Origin of the sequence: Streptomyces sp. NPDC058877 (genome assembly GCF_042742855.1) — a bacterium.
Taxonomy (GTDB): Bacteria; Actinomycetota; Actinomycetes; order Streptomycetales; family Streptomycetaceae; genus Streptomyces.
Genome location: NZ_JBHYMF010000051.1, coordinates 1 through 16,553, shown reverse-complemented (window position 1 = coordinate 16,553; position 16,553 = coordinate 1). Strand labels below are relative to the sequence as shown.

The 16,553-nt window shown below is 71.6% G+C and carries 14 protein-coding genes and 1 pseudogene; 10 read left to right on the top strand and 5 right to left on the bottom strand.

The genetic code is table 11. The features are described 5' to 3' along the window. The first annotated feature begins 10 nt into the window (after positions 1-10). A complete protein-coding gene (locus ACFW2Y_RS14815; RefSeq protein ID WP_384878048.1) occupies positions 11-487 on the top strand; it encodes a MarR family winged helix-turn-helix transcriptional regulator in 477 nt (158 codons plus the stop codon). 65 nt (positions 488-552) lie between these two features. Here ACFW2Y_RS14815 and meaB read toward each other — a convergent pair whose 3' ends face one another. After that, positions 553-1,509: a methylmalonyl Co-A mutase-associated GTPase MeaB gene (meaB, locus tag ACFW2Y_RS14810; protein ID WP_384878046.1), complete on the bottom strand. Its 957-nt coding sequence runs from the start codon at positions 1,507-1,509 to the stop codon at positions 553-555. Between the two features lie 24 nt (positions 1,510-1,533). Then, entirely contained in the window at positions 1,534-2,745 is a 1,212-nt protein-coding gene (locus ACFW2Y_RS14805; protein ID WP_384878044.1) for an acetyl-CoA C-acetyltransferase, read from the bottom strand. Between the two features lie 137 nt (positions 2,746-2,882). On the opposite strand from ACFW2Y_RS14805, the gene mce reads away from it, so the two are divergent. The 7 genes from mce to ACFW2Y_RS14770 all read left to right on the top strand — a co-directional run bounded on the left by mce (position 2,883) and on the right by ACFW2Y_RS14770 (position 13,374). Next, positions 2,883-3,335 (top strand): methylmalonyl-CoA epimerase, encoded by a 453-nt coding sequence (gene mce / locus ACFW2Y_RS14800; protein WP_384878041.1) that lies wholly within the window; start codon positions 2,883-2,885, stop codon positions 3,333-3,335. Between the two features lie 215 nt (positions 3,336-3,550). Continuing rightward, entirely contained in the window at positions 3,551-8,323 is a 4,773-nt protein-coding gene (gene scy, locus ACFW2Y_RS14795) for a polarized growth protein Scy (RefSeq protein WP_384878038.1), read from the top strand. Positions 8,324-8,437: 114 nt separating this feature from the next. Further along, positions 8,438-9,373, top strand: a complete 936-nt coding sequence (locus tag ACFW2Y_RS14790) for a cellulose-binding protein (protein WP_384878035.1) — start codon at positions 8,438-8,440, stop codon at positions 9,371-9,373. A gap of 75 nt (positions 9,374-9,448) precedes the next feature. Next, entirely contained in the window at positions 9,449-10,417 is a 969-nt protein-coding gene (locus tag ACFW2Y_RS14785) for an ABC transporter ATP-binding protein (RefSeq protein ID WP_384878033.1), read from the top strand. Positions 10,418-10,420: 3 nt separating this feature from the next. Continuing rightward, complete coding sequence (locus ACFW2Y_RS14780) at positions 10,421-11,200, top strand: ABC transporter permease subunit (protein ID WP_384878031.1); 780 nt, start codon at positions 10,421-10,423, stop codon at positions 11,198-11,200. 189 nt (positions 11,201-11,389) lie between these two features. Next, entirely contained in the window at positions 11,390-12,541 is a 1,152-nt protein-coding gene (locus ACFW2Y_RS14775; protein WP_384878028.1) for an ABC transporter ATP-binding protein, read from the top strand. Next, on the top strand, positions 12,538-13,374 hold the full coding sequence (locus tag ACFW2Y_RS14770; protein ID WP_384878026.1) for an ABC transporter permease: 837 nt from the start codon (positions 12,538-12,540) through the stop codon (positions 13,372-13,374). Before ACFW2Y_RS14775 ends, ACFW2Y_RS14770 begins: the two co-directional genes overlap by 4 nt. A 15-nt stretch (positions 13,375-13,389) precedes the next feature. On the opposite strand, the gene ACFW2Y_RS14765 is transcribed toward ACFW2Y_RS14770, so the two are convergent. Further along, complete coding sequence (locus tag ACFW2Y_RS14765; protein ID WP_384878115.1) at positions 13,390-13,716, bottom strand: ATP/GTP-binding protein; 327 nt, start codon at positions 13,714-13,716, stop codon at positions 13,390-13,392. Positions 13,717-13,913: 197 nt separating this feature from the next. Between ACFW2Y_RS14765 and ACFW2Y_RS14760 the strand changes: the two genes are divergently transcribed. Then, positions 13,914-14,948, top strand: a complete 1,035-nt coding sequence (locus tag ACFW2Y_RS14760; RefSeq protein ID WP_384878024.1) for an LLM class flavin-dependent oxidoreductase — start codon at positions 13,914-13,916, stop codon at positions 14,946-14,948. Between the two features lie 154 nt (positions 14,949-15,102). Here ACFW2Y_RS14760 and ACFW2Y_RS14755 read toward each other — a convergent pair whose 3' ends face one another. After that, entirely contained in the window at positions 15,103-15,495 is a 393-nt protein-coding gene (locus ACFW2Y_RS14755) for an SCO5389 family protein (RefSeq protein WP_017236120.1), read from the bottom strand. A 239-nt stretch (positions 15,496-15,734) separates the two neighbouring features. Between ACFW2Y_RS14755 and nucS the strand changes: the two genes are divergently transcribed. Next, positions 15,735-16,406 (top strand): endonuclease NucS, encoded by a 672-nt coding sequence (nucS, locus tag ACFW2Y_RS14750; protein ID WP_384878021.1) that lies wholly within the window; start codon positions 15,735-15,737, stop codon positions 16,404-16,406. Positions 16,407-16,431: 25 nt separating this feature from the next. On the opposite strand, the pseudogene ACFW2Y_RS14745 reads toward nucS, so the two are convergent. After that, positions 16,432-16,553, bottom strand: a pseudogene (locus ACFW2Y_RS14745) (DUF4291 domain-containing protein); the annotation flags it as partial.

Sequence of the window (16,553 nt, the reverse complement as noted above, 5' to 3'; positions counted from 1 at the left end):
GAATCCACACATGGAGACCGAGACCGCCACCCCCTGGCTCACCGACGGGGAGCAGTGCGCCTGGCGCACGTTCCTGGACGTCCAGAGAATGCTGACGTACCAGCTGGAGCGGGACCTCCAGCCCTTCGGCCTGACGATGAACGACTACGAAATCCTGGTGAACCTCTCGGAGTCGACGGAGCGGCGGCTGCGCATGAGCGACCTCGCCGCGGCCACCCTCCAGTCGAAGAGCCGACTCTCCCACCAGATCACCCGCATGGAGAACGCCGGCCTGGTGCGTCGCGAGAACTGCGAGTCCGACCGTCGCGGTCTCTACGCCGTGCTCACCGACCTCGGCATGGACACCATGCGGAAGGTCGCCCCGCACCACGTCGAATCCGTGCGCAAGCACTTCATCGACCAGCTCAGCGGCGAGGCGCTCGGCGACCTCCACGAGTCGCTGAAGCCGATCGCGGACCAGCTCCGCGGCCGGCGCGGCAAGCCGTGACCTGACAGAGAACGGGGAAGGGCTCCTCCGGAGGTCCGGAGGAGCCCTTCCCCGCATTCCGGGACTCAGCCGCCCGTCAGGCTCGTGACCAGTTCGTCGGAGGCCGCGTACGGGTCGAGGTCACCCGCCACGATCCGCTCGGCGAGGGCGTCGAGGCGCCGGTCACCGTGCAGGTCGCCGATCCGCTCGCGCAGGGCCGTGACCGCGATGGTCTCGACCTCGCGGGCGGCCCGGGCCCGGCGGCGCTCCGCGAGGACCCCGTGCTCGTCCATCCAGGCACGGTGCTTCTCCAGCGCCTCCACGACCTCGTCGACGCCCTCGCCGCGCGCCGCGACCGTCTTGACGATCGGCGGTCGCCAGTCGCCCGCGGCCCGTGCCTCGCCGAGGCCCAGCATGTGGTTGAGCTCGCGGGCGGTGGAGTCCGCGCCGTCCCGATCGGCCTTGTTCACCACGTAGACGTCGCCGATCTCCAGGATGCCCGCCTTCGCGGCCTGGATCCCGTCGCCCATGCCCGGAGCCAGCAGGACCACGGAGGTGTCGGCCTGGGAGGCGATCTCGACCTCCGACTGTCCCACGCCGACCGTCTCCACCAGGATCACCTCGCAGCCGGCCGCGTCCAGGACCCGGATGGCCTGCGGGGCCGACCAGGCGAGGCCGCCCAGGTGGCCGCGGGTCGCCATGGAACGGATGTAGACGCCCGGGTCGGAGGCATGCTCCGACATCCGGACCCGGTCGCCCAGCAGGGCTCCCCCGCTGAACGGCGAGGACGGGTCGACGGCCAGCACGCCGACGCGCTTGCCCGCCCTGCGGTACGCGGAGACCAGCGCGGACGTCGACGTGGACTTCCCCACGCCCGGCGAGCCGGTCAGGCCCACCACGTACGCGCCGCCGGTGAGCGGCGCCAGCGCCGCCATCACCTCGCGCAATTGTGGGGACGCCCCCTCCACGAGGGAGATGAGCCGGGCCACCGCACGCGGCCGGCCCTCCCGTGCCTGGGCGACGAGTTCGAGGACGTCCACCATCTGCGCTGCTCCTCGGGTGGGTGCTTACTTGCCGGAAACGCCGGGCACGCGAACGATCAGCGCGTCGCCCTGGCCGCCGCCGCCGCAGAGGGCCGCCGCGCCGACGCCGCCGCCGCGCCGCTTGAGCTCCAGGGCGAGGTGGAGCACGAGGCGGGCGCCGGACATGCCGATCGGGTGGCCGAGGGCGATCGCACCGCCGTTGACGTTCACCTTCTCGGGGGTAACGCCGAGGTCCTTCATTGACTGGACGGCGACCGCGGCGAAGGCCTCGTTGATCTCGATCAGGTCGAGGTCGCCGACGGCCAGGCCCTCCTTCTTCAGGGCGTGCAGGATCGCGTTGGACGGCTGCGACTGGAGCGAGTTGTCCGGGCCCGCGACGTTGCCGTGGGCGCCGATCTCGGCGATCCACTCCAGGCCCAGCTCCTCGGCCTTGGCCTTGCTCATCACGACGACGGCGGCGGCGCCGTCGGAGATCTGCGAGGAGGTGCCGGCGGTGATGGTGCCGTCCTTGGCGAAGGCCGGGCGGAGCTTGCCGAGGGACTCGGCGGTGGTCTCCGCGCGGATGCCCTCGTCCTTGGAGAAGACGACCGGCTCGCCCTTGCGCTGCGGGATCTCGACCGGGGTGATCTCGGCCTCGAAGATGCCGTTCTTCTGGGCGGCGGCGGCGCGCTGGTGCGAGAGGGCGGCGATCTCGTCCTGCTCGGGGCGCTTGATGCCGAGGCGGGTGTTGTGCTTCTCGGTGGACTCGCCCATGGCGATGCCCTCGAAGGAGTCGGTGAGACCGTCGTACGCCATGGCGTCGAGCATCTCGATGGCGCCGTACTTGAAGCCCTCACGGGACTTCGGCAGCAGGTGCGGGGCGTTGGTCATCGACTCCTGGCCGCCGGCGACGACCACGTCGAACTCGCCCGCACGGATGAGCTGGTCGGCAAGGGCGATGGCGTCGAGGCCGGAGAGGCACACCTTGTTGATGGTGAGCGCCGGAACGCTCATCGGGATGCCGGCCTTGACGGCGGCCTGACGGGCGGGGATCTGCCCGGCACCCGCCTGGAGCACCTGCCCCATGATCACGTACTGCACCTGGTCGCCGCCGATGCCGGCCCGGTCGAGGGCCGCCTTGATGGCGAAGCCGCCGAGGTCGGCGCCCGAGAAGGACTTGAGCGAGCCGAGCAGGCGCCCCATGGGCGTGCGGGCGCCAGCGACGATCACTGAGGTGGTACCGGTCGTTCCAGACATGAGGCACAGCCCCTTGGGATGAGGAGTGAACGAGGGTTTACTGCCAATGTACTGAGCGGTGGCGCGCCGGGTCACCGGCCCGATGGTGTGATCGCGCGCACGTTGCGTAACCACCCTCCCGGCGCTGCACTGGAAGCATGCTGACGCGAATCGACCACATCGGAATCGCCTGTTTCGACCTCGACAAGACGGTCGAGTTCTATCGCGCGACCTACGGCTTCGAGGTCTTCCACACCGAGGTCAACGAGGAGCAGGGCGTCCGCGAGGCCATGCTCAAGATCAACGAGACCTCGGACGGCGGGGCCTCCTACCTCCAGCTCCTGGAGCCGACCCGGGAGGACTCCGCGGTGGGCAAGTGGCTCGCCAAGAACGGCGAGGGCGTCCACCACATCGCCTTCGGCACCGCCGACGTCGACGGGGACGCCGGGGCCATCCGCTCCAAGGGCGTCCGGGTCCTCTACGACGAGCCGCGGATCGGCTCCATGGGCTCCCGGATCACCTTCCTCCACCCCAAGGACTGCCACGGCGTCCTCACCGAACTGGTCACCTCGGCGGAGCCCTCCGCTGACCACTCCTCAGCGGAGCACTGACCTCAGGATTCCTGGCCCGGTAGAGTGGGCGACTCCGGGCCGGGGCCGGTCGGGACCATCCGCGCGGCATCGAAGTCGGAATGTCGGGGTCATCCGATCTGCCACGATTCCCCCGGGGGTCCGTCCTCAGCCGTGAGGGCGTGCTCGTTGGAGTGTTGCGACCAGGGTTGGGGTCTCCCCTGCTCGAAGAGCTCGGGGAAGGATGGGACCGCGCAGTGCGGGGCTACGAACGCCAGGAGAGCCACCGAGCTGAAGACGACCATCTCGCCAGGTTCGAAGCCGAGATGGACCGGCTGAAGACGGAGCGCGAGAAGGCCGTCCAGCATGCCGAGGACCTCGGCTACCAGGTCGAGGTGCTGCGCGCCAAGCTCCACGAGGCGCGCCGCACCATCGCGTCCCGGCCCGCGTACGACAGCGCCGACATCGGCTACCAGGCCGAGCAACTGCTGCGGAACGCGCAGGCACAGGCCGAGCAGCTCCGCCAGGACGCCGAGCGGGAACTGCGCGAGGCCCGCGCCCAGACCCAGCGCATCCTCCAGGAGCACGCCGAGCACCAGGCACGGCTCCAGGCCGAACTGCACAACGAGGCCGTCCAGCGCCGCCAGCAGCTCGACCAGGAGCTCAACGAGCGCCGCCAGACCGTCGAGGCGCACGTCAACGAGAACGTCGCCTGGGCCGAGCAGCTCCGCGCCCGCACCGAGGCCCAGGCCCGCCGGCTGATGGAGGAGTCCCGCGCGGAGGCCGAGCAGGCGCTCGCCACCGCCCGCGCCGAGGCGAACCGGCTCGCCGAGGAGACCAGCCGCCGGGTGGGAAGCGAGGCGGAGGCCGCCCGCGCCGAGGCCGAGGCGATCCTGCTGCGGGCCCGCAAGGACGCCGAACGGCTCCTGAGCACCGCCTCCAGCCAGGCGCAGGAGGCCACCAGCCACGCCGAACGGCTCCGCACCACCACCGCCGCCGAGACCGACCAGGCCCGCCGCCAGGCCACCGAGCTCTCCCGCTCCGCCGAACAGCGCATGCAGGAGGCCGAGGAGAAGCTCCGGGTCGCCCGCACCGAGGCCGAGAAGTCCCTCGCCGAGGCCAAGGAAGCCGCCGCCAAGCAGCTCGCCGCCGCCGAGTCGGTCAACGAGCAGCGCACCCGCACCGCCAAGGCGGAGATCGCCCGCCTCGTCGGCGAGGCCACCAAGGACGCCGAAGCCCTCAAGGCAGAGGCCGAGGAGAAGCTCCGCGAGGCGAACGCCGCGGCGGAGAAGCTCGTCACGGAAGCCACCGAGAAGGCCCGCTCCGCCGCCGCCGAGGACTCGGCCGCCGCACTCGCCAAGGCCGCCCGCAGCGCGGAGGAGATCCTCAGCAAGGCGTCCGAGGAGGCCCGCGAAACCACCCGCAAGGCAGCCGAGGAGGCCGAGCGGGTCCGCCGCGAGGCCGAGACCGAGGCCGACCGGCTGCGTGCCGAGGCCGGCGAGCAGGCCGACGAACTGCTCGGCTCGGCCAAGGACGACACCAAGGAGTACCGCGCCAAGACCGTCGAGCTCCAGGAGGAGGCGCGTCGACTGCGCGGCGAGGCGGAGCAGCTGCGCGCCGAAGCCGTCGACGAGGGCGAGCGGATCCGCGGCGAAGCCCGGCGCGAAGCCCTCCAGCAGATCGAGGAAGCGGCGAAGACCGCCGAGGAGCTCCTCACCAAGTCCCGCACCGATGCCGACGAGCTCCGCGCCAAGGCCGGGGCGGAGGGCGAGCGGGTCAAGTCGGAGGCGATGGAGCGCGCCCAGACGCTCCGCGCCCAGGCCGAGGAGACCCTGGAGCGCACCCGCGCCGAGGCCGAGCGGCTGCGCGCCGAGGCCGATGAGCAGGCCGAGGCCGTACGGGCCGAAGCGGAGCGGGCCGCCGCCGGGGTGCGTGCGGACGCCGAGCGGGCCGCCGAGGCGCGCCGCTCGGAAGCCTCCCAGGAGCTGGCCCGGCTGCACGCCGACGCCGATGCGAAGGTGGCGTCCGCCGGGGAGGAGCTCGCCGACGCGCGCGCCGAGGCGGAGCTGATCCGCCGCGAGGCCGCCGAGGAGACGGAACGCCTGCGGACCGAGGCCGCCGGACGGATCCGCTCCCTGCGGGAGCAGGCCGAGGAAGAGGCCGAGCGGCTGCGGACCGAAGCCGCGACGGACGCGTCCACCGCACGCACCGAGGCGGAGGGCGCCGCGGTGCGGCTCCGTGCGGAAGCGTCCGAGGAGGCGGAGCGCCTGCGGTCGGAGGCTCAGGAGACCGCCGACCGGGTGCGGGCCGAAGCCGCCGCCGCCGCCGAGCGGGTGGCCGCCGAGGCCGCCGAGGCGCTGGCCGCCGCCCAGGAAGAGGCGACGCGGCGCCGCCGGGAGGCAGAGGAGACCCTGGAGTCGGCCCGCTCCCAGGCCGGCCGGGAGCGCGAGCACGCCCGCGAACAGTCCGAGGAGTTGCTCGCCGCCGCCCGCAAGCGCGTCGAGGAGGCGCAGACCGAGGCGCAGCGCCTGGTCGAAGAGGCGGAAGCCCGGGCGACCGGGATGGTCGCCGCTGCCGAGCAGGCCGCGCAGGAGGTGCGGGACGCAGTGGCGGGCCTGCGCGAGCAGGCCGAGGAAGAGGTTTCCGGACTGCGTTCGGCCGCCGAGCACGCGGCAGAGAGGACGCGGACCGAGGCGCAGGAGGAGGCGGACCGGGTCCGCGCCGACGCGTACGAGGAGCGCGAGCGGGCGTCCGAGGACGCCGTCCGCACGCGGGAGCGCGCCCAGGAGGAGTCGGAGGCCGCGAAGGCGCTGGCCGAGCGGACGGTCAGGGAGGCGCTGGCCGAGGCGGAGAAGCTGCGGACGGACACCGCCGAGTACGCGCAGCGGGTGCGGACCGAGGCGAGCGATGCGCTCGCCTCCGCCGAGCAGGACGCGGCCCGCAGCCGCGCGGACGCCCGGGAGGACGCGAACCGGATCCGTTCGGAGGCCGCCGAGCGCGCCGAGGCGACGGTCGGCGAGGCCCGTGCGGAGGCCGAGCGGATCGCCGCGGAGGCCACCGAGCTCCTGAACGACGCCGAGCAGGAGTCCCAACGGCTGCGCGCCGAAGCCGAACAGGTCAAGGCCGACGGCGAAGCACAGGCGGAAGCCCTGCGGGCCGAAGCCCGGACCGAGGGCGAGCAGCTCCTCGACGAGGCCCGCAAGGCCGCCGACAAGCGCCGCACCGACGCCGCCGAACAGGCCGACACCCTCATCGGCGAAGCCACCACCGAAGCCGAACGCATCACCACCGAAGCCACCGAGCTCCTGAACGACGCCGAGCAGGAGTCCCAACGGCTGCGCACCGAGGCGAGCGATGCGCTCGCCTCCGCCGAGCAGGACGCGGCCCGCAGCCGCGCGGACGCCCGGGAGGACGCGAACCGGATCCGTTCGGAGGCCGCCGAGCGCGCCGAGGCGACGGTCGGCGAGGCCCGTGCGGAGGCCGAGCGGATCGCCGCGGAGGCCACCGAGCTCCTGAACGACGCCGAGCAGGAGTCCCAACGGCTGCGCGCCGAAGCCGAACAGGTCAAGGCCGACGGCGAAGCACAGGCGGAAGCCCTGCGGGCCGAAGCCCGGACCGAGGGCGAGCAGCTCCTCGACGAGGCCCGCAAGGCCGCCGACAAGCGCCGCACCGACGCCGCCGAACAGGCCGACACCCTCATCGGCGAAGCCACCACCGAAGCCGAACGCATCACCACCGAAGCCACCGAGCTCCTGAACGACGCCGAGCAGGAGTCCCAACGGCTGCGGACCGAAGCCGAACAGGTCAAGGCCGACGGCGAAGCACATGCGCAGGCCCTGCGGAACGCCGCGCTCGCGGACTCCGACCAGATCCTGGACGAGGCCCGCAAGGCCGCCGACAAGCGCCGCACCGACGCCGCCGAACAGGCCGACACCCTCATCGGCGAAGCCACCGCCGAAGCCGAGCGGATCGTGAACGAGGCCGCCGAGCTGGCCGATTCGGTCGGTGCGGACGCCCGTGCCGAAGCGGGCCGGACGGTCGACGCCGCCGAGGAGGAGGCGGAACGGCTGCGCTCCGAGGGGGCCGAGGCGATCGCCGAGGCCCTGCGGGACGCGGAGCGGATCCGTACCGAGTCGGAGCGGGTGAAGGCGGACGCGGCCGCGGCGGCCGAGCGGATGCGCACGGAGGCCCGCGAGGAGGCGGACCGGACGCTGGACGAGGCCCGTGAGGCCGGGGCCCGGAAGCGCTCGGACGCGGCCGAGCAGGCCGACACCCTCATCGCCAAGGCCCGGGAGGAGGCGCTGCGCGCCACCACGGAGGCCGAGTCGCAGGCGGACACCATGGTCGGCGCGGCTCGCAAGGAGGCCGAGCGGATCGTGGCCGAGGCGACCGTGGAGGGCAACTCGCTGGTGGAGAAGGCCCGTACGGACGCGGACGAACTGCTGGTCGGTGCGCGCAGCGACGCGACGGCCATAAGGGAGCGCGCCGAAGAGCTGCGGGGCCGGATCGAGGGGGAGATCGAGGAGCTGCACGAGCGGGCGCGACGCGAGACGGCCGAGCAGATGAAGACGGCCGGCGAGCGGGTCGACAAGCTGGTGAAGGCGGCCGAGGAGCAGCGCGCCGAAGCGCAGGAGAAGGCGAAGGAGCTGGTCTCCGACGCGACTTCGGAGGCGAGCAAGGTCCGCATCGCCGCGGTCCGCAAGGCGGACGGGCTCCTCAAGGAGGCCTCGCAGAAGAAGGCCTCGCTGATCGCGGAGGCCGAGGTCATCAAGGCGGAGGCCGAGCGGATCCGCGCGGAGGCGGCGGCCGAGGCGGAGAAGACGGTCTCGGAGGGGCAGCGCAAGCTGGAGGCGCTGACGCGACGGCGGAAGGACATCAATGCCGAGATCTCCCGTGTCCAGGACGTGCTCGAAGCGTTGGAATCTTTCGAGGCTCCTTCCGGGGGGAGTAAATCGTCCGGGCCGATCGGTGCCAAGGCGGGCGCGTCCGCGGGTTCCACTCGTTCGAGTGGCAAGTCCCAGGACGGCTAGCCACTCAAAAGGTTGGACATTCTCCAGATCAAACGGGCATACGCTCGATGACACGCCGCTTCGGCCCCTAGGATTCCTTCCAACACCTCACCGGTCTCATTCGACAGGAACCCCATGAGCGACACTTCCTCCCCCTTCGGCTTCGAGCTCGTGCGGCGCGGTTACGACCGCGGTCAGGTGGACGACCGCATTACCAAGCTCGTGGCCGACCGTGACAGCGCCCTGTCCCGCATCACCTCGCTGGAGAAGCGCATCGAGGAGCTCCACCTCGAAACGCAGAACGCCCAGGCGCAGGTGACCGACGCCGAGCCGTCGTACGCGGGTCTCGGCGCCCGGGTCGAGAAGATCCTCCGGCTCGCCGAGGAGGAGGCGAAGGACCTGCGCGAGGAGGCCCGGCGCGCCGCCGAGCAGCACCGCGAGCTGGCCGAGTCGGCCGCCCAGCAGGTGCGCAACGACGCGGAGTCCTTCGCGGCCGAGCGCAAGGCCAAGGCCGAGGACGAGGGCGTCCGGATCGTCGAGAAGGCTCAGGGCGAGGCCAACACGCTGCGCGCCGAGGCGCAGAAGGACGCGCAGTCGAAGCGTGAGGAGGCGGACGCCCTCTTCGAGGAGACCCGCGCCAAGGCCGCCCAGGCCGCCGCGGACTTCGAGACGAACCTGGCGAAGCGGCGCGAGCAGTCGGAGCGCGACCTGGCCTCGCGGCAGGCGAAGGCCGAGAAGCGCCTCGCGGAGATCGAGCACCGTGCCGAGCAGCTCCGGCTGGAGGCCGAGAAGCTGCGCACGGACGCGGAGCGCCGGGCCCGTCAGACGGTGGAGACCGCGCAGCGCCAGGCCGAGGACATCGTGGCCGACGCGAACGCCAAGGCCGACCGCATCCGTTCGGAATCGGAGCGCGAGCTGGCGGCGCTGACGAACCGCCGCGACTCGATCAACGCGCAGCTGACCAACGTCCGCGAGATGCTGGCGACGCTGACCGGTGCCGCGGTGGCGGCGGCCGGCTCGCCGATCGACGACGAGCGCGCCGCCGGCGTCCCGGCCCAGCAGTCGAGGTAACGGCTCGGTCGCAGCCCCCAGAACCCCCCGTCATTCCGGTGGCGGGGGGTTTTGCGCGCCCGTAGGTTGGTACGCATGATCGAGCTTGAGGGGCTGACGAAGCGGTACGGGACGAAGGTGGCGGTCGACCACCTCTCCTTCCAGGTCCGTCCGGGCGTGGTCACCGGCTTCTTGGGGCCGAACGGGGCGGGCAAGTCCACGACGATGCGGATGATGCTGGATCTGGACAACCCGACGAGCGGGACGGTCCGGATCGACGGGAAGCACTACCGGGAGCTGGACGAGCCGCTGAAGTACATCGGGGCGCTGCTCGACGCCAAGGCGATGCACGGCGGCCGGTCCGCGTACAACAACCTGCTGTGCCTGGCGCAGTCCAACCGCATCCCGGCGAGCCGGGTGGGCGAGGTGCTCGACCTGGTGGGTCTGACGGCGGTCGCACAGAAGAAGTCGAAGGGCTTCTCGCTCGGCATGGGGCAGCGGCTCGGCATCGCCTCGGCGCTGCTCGGCGATCCCGAGATCTTGATGTTCGACGAACCCGTCAATGGTCTGGACCCCGAGGGCATTCACTGGATCCGCAATCTGATGAAGGCGTTGGCGGCCGAGGGGCGGACGATCTTCGTCTCCAGTCATCTGATGAGTGAAATGGCGCTGACGGCGGATCATCTGATCGTGATCGGGCAGGGAAAGTTGTTGGCCGACACGTCGATGGCGGATTTCATCCAGCAGAATTCCCGGAGTTATGTGCGGATGCGTTCGCCGCAGCAGGAGCGACTGCGCGACGTGCTCCACGCGAACGGCTTCCTCGCGGTGGAGGCGGGCAACGGCACCCTGGAGGTGGACGGGGCGACGACGGAGAAGCTGGGTGAGCTGGCCGCGGAGAACGGGCTCGTGCTGCACGAGCTGAGCGCCCAGCGCGCCTCTCTCGAAGAAGCGTTCATGCAGATGACGGCCGCCGCGGTGGAGTACCACGCGCACGGGACCGACGTACACGGCGGCGCCGCGGCGCCGGCCCCCTCATGGGGCACGACCTCCGAGGGAGCCTGATCGATGGCAGCGGCAAGCGCGGTCCTCCAGTCCGAGTGGACCAAGATCCGAACGGTGTCGTCGACCGTCTGGACGCTGGCCTGTGCCCTCCTCGTCACGGTGGCGATGAGCGCGGCCCTGAGCGCCCTGATGAAGGCACAGTTCAACAACCTCTCCGAGGTGGAGCGGGCGACCTTCGACCCGACCCTGATCAGCTTCTCCGGGATGGTGCTCGGCCAGCTGGCCATGGTGGTCTTCGGTGTCCTGGTGGTCGGGACCGAGTACACCTCGGGCATGATCCGCACCTCGCTGGCGGCGGTTCCGCAGCGGGCGACCTTCCTCTTCTCCAAGGTCGCGGTGGCCGGCGTCCTCGCCCTGGTCGTGGGACTGGCGACCAGCTTCCTCTCCTTCTTCCTGGGCCAGGCCCTGCTGGGCGAGCACCGCACCACCCTCGGCGCGGACAACGTGCTGCGGGCGGTGATCGGCGGCGGGCTCTACATGGGCCTGATCGCGATCTTCTCGATGGGCGTGGCGACGATGCTGCGCTCCTCGATGCTGTCGCTGGGCATCCTGGTGCCGTTCTTCTTCCTGATCTCGCGGATCCTCGCGGCGGTCCCGAAGGCCAAGGAGGTCGCCCGCTACTTCCCCGACCAGGCCGGCTCCAAGATCATGCAGGTGGTGCCGGAGGCGATGGGGTCGGACAAGACGCCGTACGGTCCCTGGGGCGGCCTCGGGATCATGTTGCTGTGGGTGGTGGCCTCGTTGTTGGGCGGCTATCTGGTGCTGCGGAAGCGCGACGCCTGACCGTCGGGCGCCCCCGCCCCCACCCCTGGGGGAGAACCCCGAGATTTCCCCTAGGGGGCGTACCACGCCGTTCTCTGCTTGGCCGGAACCGTCAAGGCCTGGATAAGCTCCTCACTCATACGGGGGGCTCCGGCCGACGGCCGCCACGCCCCGGCATGGATGCGACCGACCTGTCGATGGGGCTGGAGAATGATCGAGGCAGTCGGCCTGACGAAGCGCTACGGCGCCAAGACGGCCGTGTACAACCTTTCCTTCACGGTGAGGCCCGGTGTCGTCACCGGTTTCCTGGGGCCCAACGGGTCCGGCAAGTCGACCACGATGCGCATGATCCTCGGGCTCGACCGGCCCACCGCGGGGCACGTGACGATCGGCGGCCACCCCTTCCGACAGTTGCCGAACGCGCCCCGACAGGTCGGCGCGCTGCTCGACGCCAAGGCCGTGCACGGCGGCCGGAGCGCCCGCAGCCACCTCCTCTCCCTCGCCCAGCTGGCCGGCATTCCGGCGCAGCGCGTGGACGAGGTCCTCGGGGTGGTCGGCCTCCAGGACGTCGCCAAGCGCCGCTCGAAGGGCTTCTCGCTCGGCATGGGGCAGCGGCTCGGCATCGCGGCGGCACTCCTCGGTGACCCGCAGGTGCTGCTCTTCGACGAGCCCGTCAACGGTCTGGACCCCGAGGGCATCCTCTGGGTCCGGAACCTGATGAAGAAGCTGGCCGCCGAGGGCCGCACGGTCTTCGTCTCCAGCCACCTGATGAGCGAGATGGCGCTGACGGCCGACCACCTGATCGTGATCGGCCGGGGGCAGTTGCTCGCCGACATGCCCGTGAAGGACTTCATCTCGGCGAACTCCGCCGACTTCGCCCGGGTGCGGACCCCGGGAACCGAGCCGGCGCAGCGCGAGAAGCTGACCACGGCGCTCACCGAGGCCGGCGGCCAGGTGCTGTCCGAGCCGGACGGGGCACTGCGCGTGACGGGTCTGCCGCTGCCGCGGATCAGCGACCTGGCGCACGACGCGGACGTACGGCTCTGGGAGCTCTCCCCGCACCAGGCGTCCCTGGAGGAGGCGTACATGCGCCTGACGCAGGGGGCCGTGGACTACCGCTCCACGGACGACCGCCTGGCCCATCTCCAGCAGCCGCTGCAGCCCGGCCAGCCGGGATACGGGATGCCGCCGCAGCCGCCGGTCCAGGAGGTGCCGCTGCAGGGCTGGTACGCCCCGCCGCCGCCCGGACGGAATCCTTACGCCGGGGCTCCGCAGGCACCCGCGCCCGGCCCGTACGCTCCTCCGGCCGACGCACGGCCGAACCCCCCGCAGCCGAGCGACACCCCCAAGGACGCCCGATGACCGCCCCCGTTCCCCACCACGCCCCCGCGGCACAGGCCTACGTCTCCCCCATCCCGGTGCGCGCCGCGCACCTCGGAGACGCGCTCGCCTCCGAGTGGACGAAGATCCGTTCGGTCCGGTCGACGATGTGGACGCTCGGCGTCATGATCCTGCTGATGCTCTCCATCGGGCTGGGCATCGCGGCGATCGCCGCCGCCACCGACGCCCCGATGGGCGAGGAGTCCGCGCTCGGCTTCGGTTTCTTCGGGATGCTGCCCGCGTCGATCTGCGTGATCACGCTGGGCGTCCTGACGATCGCCTCGGAGTACGGCACGGGCATGATCCGCACCACCCTGACCGCGTGTCCGAGCCGGGCGCGGGTGCTCACGGCGAAGGCCCTCGTCTTCTTCCTGCTGGTGTTCTCGGTCACCACGGTGATCGCGACCCTGGTGGCGGTGGTGCAGGTGGCCATCGTCAGCGAGGCGGCGACGCCGACGGCGGGCGAGTGGTTGCGGGCGACCGTCGGAGCGGGTGGCTACCTGGCCCTGCTCGGTCTGCTGTCCCTCGCGGTGGGGACGCTCATCCGGCACTCGGCCGGCGCGATCACGGTGATGATCGGCCTGCTGCTGCTGCCGCTGGTGGCGGCGCTCTTCATGTTCTCCGAGGCGCTGCAGTCGGTGCAGAAGTTCCTCTTCACCTACGCGATCCCCTCGCAGATGATCGCGCTGTACAGCGAGACCGCCCCGTTCGGCGATTCCGGCCCGGCGGGTTGGGAGCCGCTGCTGATCATGGCCGTGGTCGTCGCCGCTGCGCTGGGCGGTGCGTACGCCCTGCTCAACAGCCGGGACGTGTAGGGCTTCGGCGGGGGCTCAGTACCTCGGCGCGTTGCGGGACCGCTGCACCCTGCTGGTGCGGCGGTCCTTCGCGTTCCAGCAGGCCTTGTGCCAGTGCCGGCGGTCGTCCACTCCGCCGTACTCCGGCCAGGCGACCACGTGCGGGGCGCCGGACGGGATCTCCTGATCACAGCCGGGGCAGCGGTAGCGCTTGCCGGGGGCGCTGGCTCCGGCGACCAGGCGGACGTTCCATTCCTCGCCCTGCCAGGTCTCGCTGCGCTGCACACCGCCGTACCGGTCGCCGTGATCGCCCTGCGGCTCGGGCTTTCCGCGGTTGTGGGACCGGTTGTGACGCGGGGACACGGGCACCTCACGGGGTCGGGGGGACACGGACCGTTCCCTCCAGCCTACGGGCCGCCATCGGGTGCCCCCGGCCGCGCCCGGAGCGGCTTAGCCGAAAATCGCAAGAACTTCACGGATGGCCGTTGCCTTTGGCACGTGTCAGACGTTGTTGCCAGTGCGAGGGGAGATACGCGTCGGCCGCAAGGAGGCAAAAGGCGATGCGCGTGGGTACGTTCGTTCTGGCAGCCCAGTTCCCGGGCCAGGGCCAAGGAGAGGTGTTGCACCGGGCGGTGCGGACCGCCGAGGTCGCCGAGGAGGCGGGGCTCGATTCGGTCTGGTTGGCCGAGCACCACTTCGTGCCGTACGGGGTGTGCCCCTCGGCCGTGACCCTGGCCGCGCTGCTCCTCGGCCGCACCCGACGGCTGCGGGTCGGCACCGCGGTGAGCGTGCTGCCGTCCGTCCACCCGGTCGCCCTGGGCGAGCAGGCGGCGCTGCTGCACCTGACCTCGGGCGGCAGGTTCACCCTCGGGGTGGGGCGGGGCGGTCCCTGGGTGGACCTGGAGGTGTTCGGCGCGGGCCTGGAGGCGTACGAGAAGGGCTTCCCCGAATCGCTGGACCTGCTGTTGCGGTGGCTGACGGAGCCGCGGGTGGGCGCCGAGGGAGAGCGGTTCGCCTTCCGCGAGGTGCCGGTGGTGCCCCGCCCCGACGAGTTGATCGGCGGAGCGGCCTCTCCCGAGGTGGTGGTGGCCTGCACCTCGCCGAAGAGCGTGCGGCTCGCGGCGGAGCGCGGGCTGCCGATGCTGCTGGGCATGCACTGCGGCGACGAGGACAAGGCGGAGATGGTCGCGGCCTGGGCCCGGTACGCCCGGGAGGCCGGACGAGACCCGGACGAGATCGCCCGGATCGGCGGGGGCCACGTCTCGGCGGGGGTCGCCCAGCTCGCGGACCGGACGGCGGACGCGGCGGAGTCCTTGGTCAAGGCGATGCCGGGCTGGCTGAAGCAGGGGCTCGACGCGCATGTGACGGTGGACGGACGACACCGGGCGATGCGGGACCCCGTCGCATACACGGAACTGTTGTGCGGGTTGCACCCGGTGGGCACTCCTCGGCTCGCGGCGGACCGACTGGCGGCGACCGCGGAGCGCACGGGCATCACCCGCTTCGCCCTGCTCGCGGAGGGCTCGGGCGACCTCACGGACACCGAGGAGAACGTCCGGCGCCTCGGCGCGGAGGTCCTGCCACTGCTGGTGTGACGGCGGGCAGCGACGCGACGGGAGTGAGGGGTGCGGCGCATGCACAGAACGCCGTGCCCCGGACCGTGCTGCCGCTCCGGCACCTCTTCGCGGCGATGCGCGTCGGCTCGCATCGCCCGCTGTCTCCCGCGATGGGGAGCGGCAGCACCATGTCTCAGCAGTCGCGCAGTTCCGGCGACTGGTTCAGCAGCTGTCCCCGGACGGACGTGAAGCGGGCGAGGCGCTCGTCCACCGCCGGGTCGAGCGGGAAGACCGCCACGCGGTGGCAGTTCTGGAAGGCGAGACGCACCCCGAAGTGCCGCTGCAGCGCACCACGAATGGCATCGCTCGCAAGTGCGCGCAGCAGCTGACCACGTGCCTGCTCATTCGGCGGCGGCGTCTGGTTGTCGGCGAACTCTCCACCGTCCACCTTCAGCTGGGCCACCAGAGAACTGATCATCTCCCATGCGTAGGGCAGGGAGGTCCGGACGCAGTCGACGAAGTCGGCTTCGTCGACCTCGCCTCGCTCGGCCTGTTCCAACAGTGCCGGTGAGACGTCGAGCGACATGGGTTCTCCTCTCGCGACCCCGCGGGCGGGGTCTTGCGGGCACGGACGAAGGCCGGGCCGTGCGCCACGCAGCGTGCACGGACGACGACCTCCAGCTTCCACGGTAAGCGCGCAGTCCGGGCCGCACCAGAAGATTGGGCATACAACCGGCTGATAAACGACGGGTGTTCGGCCAACGATCACCTCCGTCTGCTGCCCGAATCGCGCGGAAGAGCGCCCGTCTTGTAGCGTTGGCGACCATGCGTCTCGTCATCGCCCGTTGCTCCGTGGACTACGCGGGGCGGCTCACGGCCCATCTGCCCTCCGCGCCCCGTCTGATCCTCGTCAAGGCAGACGGCAGCGTCTCCATCCACGCGGACGACCGGGCGTACAAACCGCTCAACTGGATGTCCCCGCCGTGCACCCTGAAGGAGGGCGCCGACGGCGAGGAGGGCGTCTGGACCGTGATCAACAAGGCCGGCGAGAAGTTGATCATCACGATGGAGGAGATCCTCCACGACTCCTCGCACGAGCTGGGCGTGGACCCGGGACTGATCAAGGACGGCGTGGAGGCACACCTCCAGGAGCTGCTCGCCGACCGCATCGAGACCCTCGGCGAGGGGTACACCCTGATCCGCCGCGAGTACCCGACCGCGATCGGCCCCGTGGACATCCTGTGCCGCGACGCGCACGGCGGCACGGTCGCGGTGGAGATCAAGCGGCGCGGCGAGATCGACGGCGTCGAGCAGCTGACCCGCTACCTGGAGCTGCTGAACCGCGACCCGCACCTGGCGCCGGTGAAGGGCGTCTTCGCCGCCCAGGAGATCAAGCCGCAGGCACGGGTGCTCGCAACGGACCGCGGCATCGGCTGTGTGGTCCTCGACTACGACGCCCTGCGCGGCATCGAGGACGACAAGCTGCGGCTGTTCTAGCAGCGGCGGCAGTATCAAGCACGGGGGCGGCCCCCCGGAGCGAACGTTCGGGGTCCCACTGGACGTGCACGGGAGCCCGGGAGACCGCGGCGGGATCGGACGTCGTCAGCACGGCACGGGACAGGGCCTCCTCCCACCCCTCCCGGG

Coding starts and splice junctions, on each gene's coding strand:
- ACFW2Y_RS14815 (WP_384878048.1), top strand. CDS start 11: ATGGAGACCGAGACCGCCACCCCCTGGCTCACCGACGGGGAGCAGTGC.
- meaB (WP_384878046.1), bottom strand. CDS start 1,509: ATGGTGGACGTCCTCGAACTCGTCGCCCAGGCACGGGAGGGCCGGCCG.
- ACFW2Y_RS14805 (WP_384878044.1), bottom strand. CDS start 2,745: ATGTCTGGAACGACCGGTACCACCTCAGTGATCGTCGCTGGCGCCCGC.
- mce (WP_384878041.1), top strand. CDS start 2,883: ATGCTGACGCGAATCGACCACATCGGAATCGCCTGTTTCGACCTCGAC.
- ACFW2Y_RS14790 (WP_384878035.1), top strand. CDS start 8,438: ATGAGCGACACTTCCTCCCCCTTCGGCTTCGAGCTCGTGCGGCGCGGT.
- ACFW2Y_RS14785 (WP_384878033.1), top strand. CDS start 9,449: ATGATCGAGCTTGAGGGGCTGACGAAGCGGTACGGGACGAAGGTGGCG.
- ACFW2Y_RS14780 (WP_384878031.1), top strand. CDS start 10,421: ATGGCAGCGGCAAGCGCGGTCCTCCAGTCCGAGTGGACCAAGATCCGA.
- ACFW2Y_RS14775 (WP_384878028.1), top strand. CDS start 11,390: ATGATCGAGGCAGTCGGCCTGACGAAGCGCTACGGCGCCAAGACGGCC.
- ACFW2Y_RS14770 (WP_384878026.1), top strand. CDS start 12,538: ATGACCGCCCCCGTTCCCCACCACGCCCCCGCGGCACAGGCCTACGTC.
- ACFW2Y_RS14760 (WP_384878024.1), top strand. CDS start 13,914: ATGCGCGTGGGTACGTTCGTTCTGGCAGCCCAGTTCCCGGGCCAGGGC.
- ACFW2Y_RS14755 (WP_017236120.1), bottom strand. CDS start 15,495: ATGTCGCTCGACGTCTCACCGGCACTGTTGGAACAGGCCGAGCGAGGC.
- nucS (WP_384878021.1), top strand. CDS start 15,735: ATGCGTCTCGTCATCGCCCGTTGCTCCGTGGACTACGCGGGGCGGCTC.